The organism is Streptomyces sp. SID5785, assembly GCF_009870065.1.
Taxonomy (GTDB): Bacteria; Actinomycetota; Actinomycetes; order Streptomycetales; family Streptomycetaceae; genus Streptomyces.
On the sequence record NZ_WWIA01000559.1, the window covers coordinates 1 to 13,033 of the forward strand.

A 13,033-nucleotide genomic window follows, 5' to 3' on the forward strand; every position below is an offset into this window, starting at 1 on the left:
TCTTCGGCGGCGGACCCCACGAGTGCCCCGGACAGGACATCGGGCGCGCCATCGCCGACATCGGTGTCGACGCGTTCCTCATGCGTCTGCCCGACGCCGAACTCTCGGTGGACGAGAGCGAGTTGCGCTGGCGCTCGACGATCCTGTCGCAGCACCTGGTCGCGCTCCCGGTCGGCTTCACGCCGCGCCCGCAGCAGGACGTCGTGTCCGTGCCGAGCATGTCGCCGCCGCAGCGTGCGGACTGGCAGGTGTCGTCGCCGAACGCGGGCGGCCCCGCCGTTCCCGGCGCCGCGGTCCCGCCGCAGCCGGGCCCGGCCCCGGCCGCACCGACCGCCCCGCAGGGCGTGGCCCCGCAGCAGGAGAGGCTCGGTGCGTGGCAGCGGTTCCTGCGCTGGTGGCGCGGCTACTGAGCCGGATCGCGCGGCTCAGTCCGCCGCCCAGCTCGCGTACGAGGTCCAGGCCGCGAGCTCCCGGCCGCTCTCGAAGCGGTGCTCGCGGCCCGTCACCGGGTCGCGGAACTCCAGCGTGCGCGCCAGCAGTTGGAGCGGTCTCCGGAAGTCGTCGGGGGCGGTCGGCGGTGCCACCTCGGGGTAGAGCGGATCCCCGAGGATCGGCAGGCCGAGACGGTTCATGTGGACGCGCAGCTGATGGGTGCGGCCGGTGTGCGGGGTGAGCCGGTAGCGGCCGAGCGGGCCGCGCAGGCCGTCCAGGCGGACACCGCTCTCCGCGTTGGGCTCGCCGTCCGGGACCTCCCGGGCGGCGAGCACCCCGCGCTCCTTCACGATCCGGCTGCGGACCGTGACGGGCAGCTCGACCGCGGGATCGTGCACCGCCACCGCCTCGTACTCCTTGCGCACCAGCCGGTCGCGGAACAGGGTCTGGTAGCGCCCGCGCTCCTCGGGACGTACGACGAAGAGCACGAGGCCCGCGGTCAGCCGGTCGAGCCGGTGCGCGGGGCCCAGCTGCGGGAGACCGAGATCCCGGCGCAGACGGGCCAGGGCCGTTTCCCGGACGTGGCTGCCGCGCGGGGTCGTGGCGAGGAAGTGCGGCTTGTCGGCGATGACGACGTGTTCGTCGCGGTGGACGATCTCGACGGGGAACGGCACGGGGTGCTCGGGGCGCAGGTCGCGATGGAACCAGACGTGCGCGCCGGGCTCGTACGGGTCACCGGGGTGGACCGGGGTCCCGTCGGTCCGCACGATCCGCCCCGCGGCGAGCATCGGGTCGATCACCTCGGCGCCGGCGGCGAGCCGCTCCACGAGGTGGTCCCGCACCGTCGGCCACGGGCCCTCGACGGGGAGCCGGACGCGGACGGGGTCGATGCCGTCGCGCTGGGGGAGCGGCGCGGTGGGGGTGCGGGGTCTTCGGCGGGTCACGGGGCAACGGTACGGGTGGCTCCGCCGGGGTGTGCGCCGTCGTGGTGGTTCGCGCGGGTCCCCGCGCCCCTGGAGGGCACACTTCGTGCGGCTCCAGGGGCGCGGCTGCCCGCGTCGGGGGAAGCCTTACGCGGGGGTCGACTCCTGCTCGGCCTCCACCTGGGCGTTCCAGTCGCGCTTCGAGGCCTGCCAGCCGTCCTCGTTGTGGCCGAGGCGCCAGTAGCCGGAGATCGACAGCTGCTCGCGGGGGATCGCACGGTCGATGCGCAGGTGGCGGCGGAGCTCCTTCACGAAGCCGGCCTCGCCGTGCACGAACACGTGCGGGCGGCCCTGCGGGAAGTCGAGCCCGGTGACCGCGGCGATCAGGTCCTGCCCGACCGGGCGGCCCGCGCGGTGCAGCCACGTGATCTCGACCGGGGAGTCGATCTTCTGCTGCTCGTCCGCGCTCTCGATCTCGATGAACGCGTGCACCCGGGACCCCGCGGGCAGCGCCTCCAGCGCGGCGGCGATCGCCGGCAGGGCGCTCTCGTCACCGGCGAGCAGGTGCCAGTCGGCGGTGGTGTCCGGGCGGTAGGCGCCGCCCGGACCCATGAAGTACAGCTGCGCGCCCGGCCGGACGGCCGCCGCCCAGGGGCCGGCGAGGCCCTCGTCCCCGTGCACGACGAAGTCGAGGGTCAGCTCGCGCGCCGTCGGGTCCCAGGCGCGCACCGTGTACGTCCGTGTCACGGGCCACTGCTCGCGCGGCAGCTCCTCGCGGATGCGCTCCATGTCGAACGGCTCCGCGTAGCGCACGTCGGGTGACGGGGCGAAGAGCAGTTTGACGTAGTGGTCCGTGTACTCCAGCTCGTCCGGGAAGTCCGCGAGGCCGTCCCCGCCGAGCACCACCCGCTGCATGTGGGGCGTGAGGCGCTCGGTGCGCACCACGTGTGCGGAGCGGGGCTTGCGGGGCTTGCGTGCGGGGCGCTCGGCCATGTGCGGTCTCCTCGGTCACCACGTACTTAGGTATGCCTAAGTTAGCACTTCACTCCTGGTGCGTGGAGAGCGTGGTGAGGAGGCGGTGCAGGGAGCCGCCCAGCCCCCAGCGCTCGCCCAGCCGCTCGACCGCGGCGGGGTCGCGCGGCGCGTGCGGCAGTGCCGTGTCCACGTCGGGCAGCGGGACGTCGTCGGCGACCCGGACCACCTTGGGCGCCACCGCGATGTACGGTCGCGCCTCGTCGAGCCGCTTGCGCTGGGTCGGGGTCAGCTTCGCCTTCGGGTCGTCGACCGCGGCCATGATCCCGGCCAGGTCGCCGAACTGGGCGAGCAGCTTCGCCGCGGTCTTCTCGCCGACGCCGGGCACCCCCGGCAGGCCGTCGCTCGGGTCGCCGCGCAGCAGGGCCATGTCCACGTACCCCGGGCCGTCCACCGCGTACTTCTCGCGCAGGAAGGCCTCGTCGGTGACCTGGAGCGTGCCGACGCCCTTGATCGGGTAGAGCACCCGGCGCCCGCGCCCGTCGTCCACGAGCTGGAAGAGGTCGCGGTCGCCCGTGACGATGTCGACCGGGCCGCTCGCGCGGGCCGTGAACGTGCCGATCACGTCGTCCGCCTCGTAGCCCTCGACGCCCACGCGTGCGATGCCCACCGCGTCGAGCACGTCCTCGATGACGGGCACCTGCGGGGACAGCGTGTCGGGCACCTCCTCCTCGTCCGGGGTGCCGGCCGGGGTCTCCTCGGCGACGCGGTGCGCCTTGTACGACGGGATCAGGTCGACGCGCCACTGCGGGCGCCAGTCCGCGTCCATGCACGCCACCAGGTGGGTGGGGCGGTGGTCGTGGACGAGCCGGGTGATGAATTCGAGCAGCCCGCGCACCGCGTTGACCGGGGTGCCGTCCGGGGCCTTGACGGAGTCCGGCACTCCGAAGTAGGCGCGGAAGTACAGGGACGCGGTGTCGAGCAGCATCAGGCGCTGGGGTGCGGAGTTCTCCTGGGTCACCCTCCGCATCATGCCCCACCGCACTGACAGTGACCGGTTGTGCCGAATCCGTGCAGAGACGTGGACGGAATGTGAACTGGACCACTCTTCTGTTTGATCTGCATAAGCCGGGGCAGGCGCCGACCCGGAGCGGACCCGGTCCCGTTTTCAACTTCTGGCCGAAAAGTCAGGGGTCACGGAAACCAGGCGCACCGGTCAGGCGGGCCGACCCCGCACCGCTCCACGGCCCGCCGGCGGGGGAGGCGGGCCGTCTTGGTTCGACCCGAGAGGTGTATGTGTCCAGGCTTGAAGCCGAAGACCTGTACAAGGTGTTCGGCAGACGACCCGATGAGGCGGTGGAGAAACTCCGCCGCGGAGCCGACCGCGAGGAACTGCGCGCCGACGGCACCACCGCTGCCGTGATCGACGCGTCCTTCACCGTCGAGCCCGGGCAGATCTTCGTCGTCATGGGTCTGTCGGGATCCGGCAAGTCCACCCTTCTGCGGATGCTGAACGGACTTCTGGAGCCCACGGCCGGGCATGTCCGGTTCGACGGACAGGATCTGACGCAGTTGTCCGCGCGCGAGCTGCGGGAGGTGCGCTCCAAGAAGGTCAGCATGGTCTTCCAGCACTTCGCGCTCTTCCCGCACCGCTCCGTCCTGGAGAACGCGGCGTACGGGCTCGAGGTGCAGGGCGTCCCGCGCGAGAAGCGCGAGAAGCAGGCCCACGAGGCGCTCGAGCTGGCCGGTCTGAAGGGCTGGGAGAAGTCCTTCCCCGACGAGCTGTCCGGCGGCATGCAGCAGCGTGTGGGCCTGGCCCGCGCGCTGGCCACCGACGCCGACCTGCTGCTCATGGACGAGTCGTTCAGCGCGCTCGACCCGCTGATCCGGCGTGACATGCAGGACCAGCTCCTGGAGCTGCAGAAGACCCTGAAGAAGACCATCGTCTTCATCACGCACGACCTCAACGAGGCCATGCGGCTGGGCGACAGCATCGCTGTCATGCGCGACGGCCGCATCGTCCAGATAGGCACCGCCGAGGACATCCTCGTCACGCCGGCCAACGACTACGTCGCGTCCTTCACCCAGGACGTCGACCGGTCGCGGGTGCTCACCGCGGGCGCCATCATGGGTGACCCCGAGAAGGGCTACGACCCGTCCGAGGCCCCGGCCACGGTCAGCGTCGACACCCCGATCATCGAGCTGTTCACGCCGTGCTCCACGAGCGGCGTCGCCGTCGCCGTGACCGGCGAGGACGGCGAGCTCGTCGGCGTCGTGCCGCGGGCCCGGCTGCTCGCCGTGCTCGGCGAGCCCATGAAGTCGGTGGAGGGCGACGGCGCGGGCGCGAGCCTCGTCAAGGAGTCCACGGACGCGCAGGACGCACAGGACACGAAGGACGCAGTCCCGACGCCGCGCGGCGACGGCGACGGCCCGGTGGAGAAGGTGAACGCCGGTGCCTAGGATCCCCTTCGGCGACTGGGTCAACGACGTCGTGGAGTGGCTGCTCCACCACGTGTCGTGGCTCTTCGACTTCTTCAAGACCGTCTTCGACGGCATCTACAACGGCCTGACCGACGTGCTGCAGGCCCCCGAGCCGCTGCTGCTCGCCGGCATCTTCGCCGTCATCGCCTTCTGGCTGCGCGGCACCGTCGCGGGCGTGCTGACGTTCGTCGGGTTCTGGTTCATCCAGAACCTGGAACTGTGGGACGACGCGATGATGACGCTGTCGCTCGTCCTCGTGTCGACGCTGATCGCGCTCGTCATCGGCGTGCCCCTGGGTATCTGGGCGGCCCGCTCGAACCGGGTCAGCGGCCTGTTCCGGCCGGTCCTCGACCTGATGCAGACGCTGCCGGCGATGGTCTACCTCATCCCGGCCATCCTGTTCTTCGGTTCCGGCGCCCCCGCCGGCATCGTCGCGACCCTGATCTTCGCCGTGCCCCCGGGCGTGCGCATGACCGAGCTGGGCATCCGGCAGGTCGACGCGGAACTGGTCGAGGCGGCCGAGGCGTTCGGCACGACCCCGCGCAACACCCTGCTGCGGGTCCAGCTGCCGCTCGCCCTGCCGACGATCATGGCCGGTGTCAACCAGGTCATCATGCTCGGTCTGTCCATGGCCGCCATCGCGGGCATGGTCGGCACCGACGGTCTCGGTGGCGCGGTCAACGAGGCCATCGGCCAGCTGAACGTCGGCCTCGGCGCCGAGTCCGGCATCGCGATCGTCATCCTGGCGATCTACCTGGACCGCATGACCAGCTCGCTCGGCCAGCAGGTCTCCCCGCTCGGCCGCCGCGCGCTCGCCAAGCTGCGCTCCGCGCAGGGCCTGAAGATCTGGTCCTACCGGCCGCGCCCCGCGGTCGCCATGGTCGGCGTCGTGATCCTCGCGCTCGTCGCGGGCGGCATGGGCGTCTTCGGCGGCAGCTCCTCCTCGACGGCCTCGGACGACGCGACGAACGTCGGCCACGGCAAGAAGATCACCATCGGCTACATCCCGTGGGACGAGGGCGTCGCCTCCACCTTCCTGTGGAAGGAGATCCTGGAGCAGCGCGGCTTCGAGGTCGAGGCCAAGCAGTTCGACGCCGGACCGCTCTACACGTCCATGGCCCAGGGCAGCGTCGACTTCGAGACGGACTCCTGGCTGCCGACCACGCACGCCGAGTACTGGAAGAAGTACGGCAAGGACCTGGAGGATCTCGGTTCCTGGTACGGGCCGACCTCGCTCGAGCTGACCGTGCCCGCCTACATGAAGGGCATCGACTCGCTCGAGGACCTCAAGGGCCAGGGCGACAAGTTCGGCGGCAAGATCACGGGCATCGAGGCCAGCGCCGGTGAGACCGGGCTGCTGAAGTCGAAGATCCTCAAGGCGTACGGCCTCGACAAGGAGTACAAGGTCGTCGACAGCTCCACGCCGGCGATGCTGGCCGAGCTGAAGCGCGCCTACGCCAAGAAGCAGCCCATCGTGGTTCCGCTGTGGTCGCCGCACTGGGCGTACAACGACTTCAAGCTCAAGAAGCTGAAGGACCCGAAGGGCGCCTGGGGCAAGGGCGACGGGGTGCACTCGCTGGCCCGCAAGGGCTTCGGCTCGGAGTTCCCCGAGGTCGACAAGTGGCTCAAGGACTTCAAGATGAGCGAGAAGCAGCTCACGAGTCTCGAGGCCGAGATCAACAAGGCGGGCAAGGGCAAGCAGCAGGACGCCGTCAAGACCTGGCTCCAGCAGAAGGAGAACAAGGGTCTGGCCGACAAGCTCGCCCCGGTCAAGAAGCAGTCCACGCCGGCCGAGGCCAAGAACCCGGTGAACGTCGCCTGGTTCCCCTGGGACGAGGACGTCGCGGTCACGTACCTGTGGAAGAACGTCCTGGAGAAGCGCGGCTACAAGCTGAACCTCAAGCAGATGGACGTCGGCCCGGTCTACACCGGACTCGCCAGCGGTGACCTCGACGTCAACTTCGACGCCTGGCTGCCGTACGCGCAGAAGAACTACTGGGACAAGAGCAAGAAGAACCTCGTGGACCTGGGCAGCTGGTACAGCCCGACGTCCCTCGAGGTCGCCGTCCCGAAGTACGTCAAGGGCGTCAAGTCCCTCGAGGACCTCAAGGGCAAGGGCAAGACCTTCGACGGGAAGATCATCGGGATCGAGCCGGGCACCGGCGAGATGAACCTCCTCAAGAAGGAGGTGCTCCCCGGTTACGGCCTGGACAAGGAGTACAAGGTCGTCGACGGCTCCACGCCGGCGATGCTCGCCGAGCTCAAGCGGTCCTACGCCAAGAAGGAGCCGATCGCGGTCGTGCTCTGGTCGCCGCACTGGGCGTACAGCGACTACGACCTGAACAAGCTGGCCGACCCGAAGAAGAAGTTCGGTGAGGGCAACACCATCCGGACGATCGCCAACAAGTCGTTCCCGGGCAAGTTCCCGCAGCTCACGAAGTGGTTCAAGGACTTCAAGCTGAGCGAGGACGAACTGGGATCCCTGGAGGCCGAGATCAAGAACGGCGGACAGGGCCACGAGGAGGAGGCAGTCGCCACCTGGCTCAAGTCCCACCAGGACGTCGCGGAGCGGATGACCGCTTCCTGACCTGATCCGGACGGTCCCCGAAGGGTGGCCACGGCGCGGTGGAACCCCGCGCCGTGGCCACCCTTCCGTGCGTCCCGGCCCGCTCCCGGGATGCTCTGGTGCGCCCCCGGTGCACCGCGCGGCTTCACCCGCTCACATGAAACTGTTTGACGAACATGCGTAGGGTGCATGCAGACGAACAGCGCGACCAGGGCAGCGGGAGGGAGCGGATGTCATGGATGTGTACGACGAGTACAAGGAGACACTGCGGGTGGGCGCAGCCGTCCGGCGCCGCCGGCGCTCCCTGGAGCTGACCCTGGCCACCGTCGCGGAGCGCAGCGGCCTGTCCGTGCCGTTCCTCAGCCAGGTGGAGAACGAGCGGGCCAGGCCCAGCCGCCGCTCGCTGGAGAAGGTCGCCGACGCCCTCGGCACCACCGCCGTCGAGCTGCTCGCCGCGGCCGACCCCGCCCGCAGCGTCGACCTGGTGCGCGCCGACGACTCCTCGGTCGAGGAGGGCGCCCCGGACCCCGTCGTGCGGAACCTGGTGCGCGGGCACCACCAGATGCACGCCCAGGAGTTCGTGGGGGACCACGACCCCGGCCGCGAGTTCCAGCTGCGCAACGACGTCCTGATGCACGTCACCGAGGGCGCCGTCGAGGTCGAGGCCGACGGGCGCGCCTACCGCCTGGTGCGCGGTGACACCCTGTACCTGACCGGTGGCGTGCGGCACCGGTGGCGGGCGACCGTGCCGGAGACCCGGGTGCTCGTGGTGGCCGTCGCCGAGCACATCGACGCGGTCGACGAGCCGGGCCCGAAGTAGCCGCCCGTGCGTGTCGTGTCCCTGGTGCCGTCGCTGACCGAGGCCGTCGCCGTCACCCTGCCCGGGGTCCTCGTCGGCGCGACCGACTGGTGCACCCACCCCGCGGACCTCGGCGTCGCGCGGATCGGCGGCACCAAGAACCCGGACGTCCCGGCGATCGTGACCCTCGCCCCGGACCTCGTCGTGGCCAACGAGGAGGAGAACCGCGAGCCCGATCTCGCGGCCCTGCGCGCGGCCGGGGTGCCCGTCCTCGAGACCGTGATCCGCACCCTGCCCCAGGCGCTCACCGAGCTCGACCGGGTGCTCGGGGCGTGCGGGGCGCGCTCGCGACCCCGCTGGCTCGACGAGGCCGAGGCCGCCTGGTCCGCGCCGCCCCGCTCCGCGCCGCGGCTGCGGGCCGTCGTCCCGGTCTGGCGGCGGCCCTGGATGGTGCTCGGCCGTGACACGTTCGCCGGGGACCTCCTGGACCGGCTGGGCGTCGAGAACGTCTACGCGCACCACGCCGAGCGCTATCCCCGCATCCCCCTCGACAGCCTGCGCGCCGTGGAGAAGGACCTCGTGGTGCTCCCCGACGAGCCGTACGCCTTCACGGCCGACGACGGCCCCGAGGCCTTCGAGACCCCCGCCGCCCTCGTCGACGGCCGCAGCCTCACCTGGTACGGACCGTCCCTCGTGACCGCCCCGCGAATCCTCGGCGCGGCCCTGCGGCGGCCCGCGCGGCCGCCCCACCAGGATCAGCGCATAAGCTGAGCTTATGAGCAAGGAGCAGGGGCGCAGGGCGGGCACGGAGCCGGACGCGGCGGGGGAGGCGCCGGCCGCGCGGCCGGGACTCCTCGCCCACCGCGTCCCCGACCTCGGGGCGCTCGAACTGCTGCTCGCGGTCGCCCGTCTCGGCAGCCTCGGCGCGGCCGCCCGCGAGCTCGGCATCACCCAGCCCGCCGCCAGCAGCCGCATCCGCTCGATGGAACGCCAGCTGGGGCTCGCCCTCGTCGACCGCTCGCCACGCGGCTCCCGGCTCACCGCGACGGGCGCCCTCGTCACCGACTGGGCGCGCCGCGTCGTCGAGGCCGCCGAGGAGTTCGACGCGGGCGCCCAGGCGCTGCGGGTGCGCCGCGACTCCCGGCTGCGGGTGGCGGCCAGCATGACGATCGCCGAGTACCTGCTGCCGCGCTGGCTGCTCGCCCTGCGCGCCGCCCGGCCCGACACGGCGGTGTCGCTGCTCGCGGGGAACTCGACGGCCGTCGCGGAGCGGCTGCTCGGCGGCGAGGCGGACCTCGGCTTCGTCGAGGGCGTCTCGGTGCCGACAGGCCTGGACGCGACGATCGTCGCGCACGACCGGCTGATCGTGGTCACGGCGCCCGGACATCCCTGGTCGCGCCGCCGCAGGCCGCTGACGGCCGAGGAACTGTCCGCGACGCCGCTCATCCTGCGCGAGGAGGGCTCCGGCACCCGTCAGGTCCTGGACGCCGCGCTCGGCGGGCTGGCCCGCCCGCTGATCGAGCTGTCCTCGACCACGGCGGTGAAGGCGGCGGCCGTGGGCGGCGCCGGCCCCTCGGTGCTCAGCGAGCTGGCCGTCGGCGAGGAGCTGGCCGCCCGCCGCCTGGTCCGCATCCCGCTGGAGGGCGCGGCGCTGACCCGCTCCCTGCGCGCGGTGTGGCCGACGGGCCACCCGCCGGTCGGCCCGGCCCGCGACCTGCTGGGGCTGACCCGGACCGGGGCCTGACCCCGCGCCCGGCGCGTTCGCTCAGAAACCGTGCGGCGCCGAGGCCGCCCGGACCAGGCCCTCGGTGACGCGCGCGTCCTCGCCCATCTCCGGGTGCCACTGGACGCCGATCACCCAGGACATGCCCGGCAGTTCGACGGCCTCCACCGTGCCGTCCGCCGCGTACGCCGAGGCCACCAGGCCCCGGCCGAGCCGGTCCACCGCCTGGTGGTGGTAGGTGGGGACCTCGGTCGGCTCGGGCACCAGCTCGCCGAAGCGGGTGCCCGGCACCGAGGTCACCGTGTGGCGCCCGAACACGCCGGTGTCCTTCACATGCCCTTCGAGGTGCTGTGTCAGGGTGCCGCCGAGGGCGACGTTGAGCAGCTGCATGCCCCGGCAGATCCCGAGGAGCGGCGTGCCCGAGGTCAACGCGGCGCGGATCAGGGCCAGTTCCCACGCGTCCCGCTCGGGCGCGGGCGGTCCGGTGCGCGGGTCGCGCTCGGCGCCGTACCGGCCGGGCTCCACGTCCGGTCCGCCCGCGACCACCACCCCGTCGAGCCGGGCCACCACCGAGGGCGCGTGGCCGGGGTCGTCGGGCGGGACCATCGCGGCGAGCCCGCCGGAGCGCTGCACGAGCTGCGGGTACCCGGCCGGGAGGAGCGCCGCGGGCAGTTCCCACACGCCCCAACTGGCCCTGTTCTCCAGATAGGTGCTGATACCGATCAGCGGCCTGGTCACCATCGTGCTGCTCCCCGGATCCACGTACGAGTCAGGGGCCGAGCGTACGAGATCACCGCACGGCACGCCGCGGCGTTCAGCATGCGGGCAGTCCGGCCCCGCGAGGGCCGTGCGCATTGGCCCGCGGCCGGACCTTTGCGGCCGGATGGGCCCGCCGCGCCCGGGGCGGCCGGGCTCAGGTCAGAAAGCCGCGCAGCAGCGCGGCCGTCCCCGCGCAGTGCTCCCGCATCGCCTTCCGCGCCGCCTGCGCGTCCCGGCCGAGCACCGCCTCCACCAGCGCGGTGTGCTGGCGCTGCGAGTGCTCCAGGTTCCGTACGAGGAGCGGGATGCAGTCGAGCAGGCCGTTCACCCCGGCACGGACCGCCGCGTACTGCACGGCGAGCGACGGTGATCCGGACAGCTCCGCGAGGGCGAGGTGGAGCAGCGTGTCCCGGCGCCGGTACTCGGCGAGCGGTGCCTCGTGGGTGTCCGCCAGCGCCGCCCGCAGCCGTGCGGCCCCCGCCGCGTCCAGTCCCTGCTCGGCGCACAGCCCCGCCGCACCGACCTCCAGCACCTCGCGGAAGCGCAGGGTGTCCTCCACGTCGACGCCCGCGATCCGGCGCCGCAGTTCGTCCTCGCCGGCCGCCTGCGGGCGCGGCAGCACGAACGTGCCGCCGTACCGGCCGCGGCGCGGCTCCACCAGGCCCTGGTCCCCCAGCACCTTCAGGACCTCGCGCAGCGTCACCCGGCTGATGCCGAGCCGGTCCGCCAACTCCCGCTCCGCCGGAAGCCGTTCGCCACCCGGCACCAGGCCGAGCCGGACGACCTGGAGGATCTGCTCGAGTGCCTCCTCGAACCCGTTCCCCCCGCGCACGGGGCGCAGCACCGTGGCGAGCGTGCCGTCGGACCCAGGGCGCGGAGGCTGCGGCGAGCGATGCGGCGACATGTGGCCGGGTCCCCTTCCCTGCAATGGTCCTGCGCAATACCTTATGCGGGACACCTTATGAGAGCCGGCCGTCCCGAAGCATCCCCAAGGAGGCTTTCCCCGTGGCAGACCGCACACCGCCGCTCGCCGTCGAGGAGCTGCGCGCCCTCGTCGCGGGCGGAGAGATCGACACCGTCGTCCTGGCCTTCCCCGACCTCCAGGGGCGGCTCCAGGGCAAGCGGTTCGCCGCCCGGTTCTTCCTCGACGAGGTCCTCCATCACGGCACCGAGGGCTGCAACTACCTGCTCGCGGTCGACACCGAGATGAACACCGTCGACGGCTACGCGATGTCCTCCTGGGACCGCGGCTACGGCGACTTCGCGATGCACCCCGACCTCACCACGCTGCGCCGCGTCCCGTGGAACGCGGGCACGGCCCTGCTCGTCGCCGACCTCGCCTGGGAGGACGGCTCGCCCGTCGTCGCCGCGCCCCGGCAGATCCTGCGCCGCCAGCTCGACCGGCTCGCCGCGCTCGGCCTGACCGCCCAGGTCGGCACCGAGCTGGAGTTCATCGTCTTCAAGGACACCTACGAGCAGGCCTGGGACGCGAACTACCGCGGTCTCACCCCGGCCAACCAGTACAACATCGACTACTCGGTCCTCGGCACCGGCCGCATCGAGCCCCTGCTGCGCCGGATCCGCAACGAGATGGCGGGCGCCGGCCTCACCGTCGAGTCGGCCAAGGGGGAGTGCAACCCGGGCCAGCACGAGATCGCGTTCCGCTACGACGAGGCCCTCGTCACCTGCGACCAGCACGCGATCTACAAGACGGGCGCCAAGGAGATCGCCTCCCAGGAAGGCGTCTCGCTCACCTTCATGGCCAAGTACAACGAGCGCGAGGGCAACTCCTGCCACATCCACCTCTCGCTCACCGACGCGGACGGCGCCCCGGCCTTCGCCGGCGACGGGCCCGGCGGCATGAGCCCGCTGATGCGCCACTTCCTCGCGGGCCAGCTCGCCGCGCTGCGCGACTTCTCCCTGCTCTACGCGCCGAACATCAACTCCTACAAGCGGTTCCAGCCCGGCTCGTTCGCGCCGACCGCGGTCGCCTGGGGTCACGACAACCGCACCTGCGCGCTGCGCGTCGTCGGTCACGGCCGCTCGCTCCGCTTCGAGAACCGTCTCCCCGGCGGCGACGTCAACCCGCACCTCGCCGTCGCGGGCCTCGTCGCCGCCGGTCTGTACGGCGTCGAGCAGGAACTGGAACTCCCCGACGCCTGCCCCGGCAACGCGTACACCGCCGCGTACGAGCACGTCCCGACCACGCTGCGCGAGGCCGCCGGGCTGTGGGAGAACAGCCCCCTCGCCAAGGCCGCCTTCGGGGACGAGGTCGTCGCCCACTACCTGAACACGGCACGGGTCGAACTCGACGCGTTCGACGCCGCCGTCACCGACTGGGAGCTCCGCCGAGGATTCGAGAGGCTGTGACCTTGCCC

General features: G+C 72.1%; 11 protein-coding genes and 1 pseudogene. 7 read left to right on the plus strand and 5 right to left on the minus strand.

Going from position 1 to position 13,033, the window contains the following annotated elements:
• Nucleotides 1–410, plus strand: a pseudogene (locus tag GTW43_RS18155) (cytochrome P450); the annotation flags it as partial.
• Nucleotides 411–425: 15 nt separating this feature from the next.
• Here GTW43_RS18155 and GTW43_RS18160 read toward each other — a convergent pair.
• The 3 genes from GTW43_RS18160 to GTW43_RS18170 all read right to left on the minus strand — a co-directional run bounded on the left by GTW43_RS18160 (nt 426) and on the right by GTW43_RS18170 (nt 3,357).
• The gene (locus GTW43_RS18160; protein ID WP_161303065.1) at nt 426–1,376 is read right to left on the minus strand and encodes a pseudouridine synthase; all 951 of its coding nucleotides are present in this window, start codon (nt 1,374–1,376) and stop codon (nt 426–428) included.
• A 126-nt stretch (nt 1,377–1,502) separates the two neighbouring features.
• Nucleotides 1,503–2,348 (minus strand): siderophore-interacting protein, encoded by an 846-nt coding sequence (locus GTW43_RS18165; protein WP_161303066.1) that lies wholly within the window; start codon nt 2,346–2,348, stop codon nt 1,503–1,505.
• Nucleotides 2,349–2,397: 49 nt separating this feature from the next.
• The gene (locus tag GTW43_RS18170; protein WP_161303073.1) at nt 2,398–3,357 is read right to left on the minus strand and encodes a 5'-3' exonuclease; all 960 of its coding nucleotides are present in this window, start codon (nt 3,355–3,357) and stop codon (nt 2,398–2,400) included.
• A 266-nt stretch (nt 3,358–3,623) separates the two neighbouring features.
• Between GTW43_RS18170 and GTW43_RS18175 the strand changes: the two genes are divergently transcribed.
• From GTW43_RS18175 to GTW43_RS18195, 5 genes are all read left to right on the plus strand, one after another.
• Complete coding sequence (locus GTW43_RS18175; protein ID WP_161303067.1) at nt 3,624–4,787, plus strand: glycine betaine/L-proline ABC transporter ATP-binding protein; 1,164 nt, start codon at nt 3,624–3,626, stop codon at nt 4,785–4,787.
• Nucleotides 4,780–7,395: an ABC transporter permease/substrate binding protein gene (locus tag GTW43_RS18180; protein WP_161303068.1), complete on the plus strand. Its 2,616-nt coding sequence runs from the start codon at nt 4,780–4,782 to the stop codon at nt 7,393–7,395. Before GTW43_RS18175 ends, GTW43_RS18180 begins: the two co-directional genes overlap by 8 nt.
• 220 nt (nt 7,396–7,615) lie before the next feature.
• Entirely contained in the window at nt 7,616–8,194 is a 579-nt protein-coding gene (locus GTW43_RS18185; protein WP_343246046.1) for an XRE family transcriptional regulator, read from the plus strand.
• Nucleotides 8,195–8,200: 6 nt separating this feature from the next.
• Nucleotides 8,201–8,944 carry a helical backbone metal receptor gene (locus tag GTW43_RS18190; RefSeq protein WP_161303070.1) on the plus strand — a complete coding sequence of 248 codons (744 nt, stop codon included), beginning with the start codon at nt 8,201–8,203 and terminating at the stop codon, nt 8,942–8,944.
• 4 nt (nt 8,945–8,948) lie between these two features.
• Nucleotides 8,949–9,917: a LysR family transcriptional regulator gene (locus GTW43_RS18195; RefSeq protein WP_237536669.1), complete on the plus strand. Its 969-nt coding sequence runs from the start codon at nt 8,949–8,951 to the stop codon at nt 9,915–9,917.
• Between the two features lie 21 nt (nt 9,918–9,938).
• On the opposite strand, the gene GTW43_RS18200 is transcribed toward GTW43_RS18195, so the two are convergent.
• Together GTW43_RS18200 and GTW43_RS18205 are read right to left on the minus strand one after the other, a co-directional pair.
• Nucleotides 9,939–10,637 (minus strand): gamma-glutamyl-gamma-aminobutyrate hydrolase family protein, encoded by a 699-nt coding sequence (locus GTW43_RS18200; RefSeq protein ID WP_202501600.1) that lies wholly within the window; start codon nt 10,635–10,637, stop codon nt 9,939–9,941.
• 172 nt (nt 10,638–10,809) lie between these two features.
• Nucleotides 10,810–11,559 (minus strand): FCD domain-containing protein, encoded by a 750-nt coding sequence (locus tag GTW43_RS18205; protein WP_161303071.1) that lies wholly within the window; start codon nt 11,557–11,559, stop codon nt 10,810–10,812.
• A gap of 101 nt (nt 11,560–11,660) precedes the next feature.
• On the opposite strand from GTW43_RS18205, the gene GTW43_RS18210 reads away from it, so the two are divergent.
• Complete coding sequence (locus GTW43_RS18210; protein WP_161303072.1) at nt 11,661–13,025, plus strand: glutamine synthetase family protein; 1,365 nt, start codon at nt 11,661–11,663, stop codon at nt 13,023–13,025.
• Nucleotides 13,026–13,033 lie beyond the last annotated feature (8 nt).

Coding starts and splice junctions, on each gene's coding strand:
- GTW43_RS18205 (WP_161303071.1), bottom strand. CDS start 11,559: ATGTCGCCGCATCGCTCGCCGCAGCCTCCGCGCCCTGGGTCCGACGGC.
- GTW43_RS18165 (WP_161303066.1), bottom strand. CDS start 2,348: ATGGCCGAGCGCCCCGCACGCAAGCCCCGCAAGCCCCGCTCCGCACAC.
- GTW43_RS18200 (WP_202501600.1), bottom strand. CDS start 10,637: ATGGTGACCAGGCCGCTGATCGGTATCAGCACCTATCTGGAGAACAGG.
- GTW43_RS18195 (WP_237536669.1), top strand. CDS start 8,949: ATGAGCAAGGAGCAGGGGCGCAGGGCGGGCACGGAGCCGGACGCGGCG.
- GTW43_RS18170 (WP_161303073.1), bottom strand. CDS start 3,357: ATGCGGAGGGTGACCCAGGAGAACTCCGCACCCCAGCGCCTGATGCTG.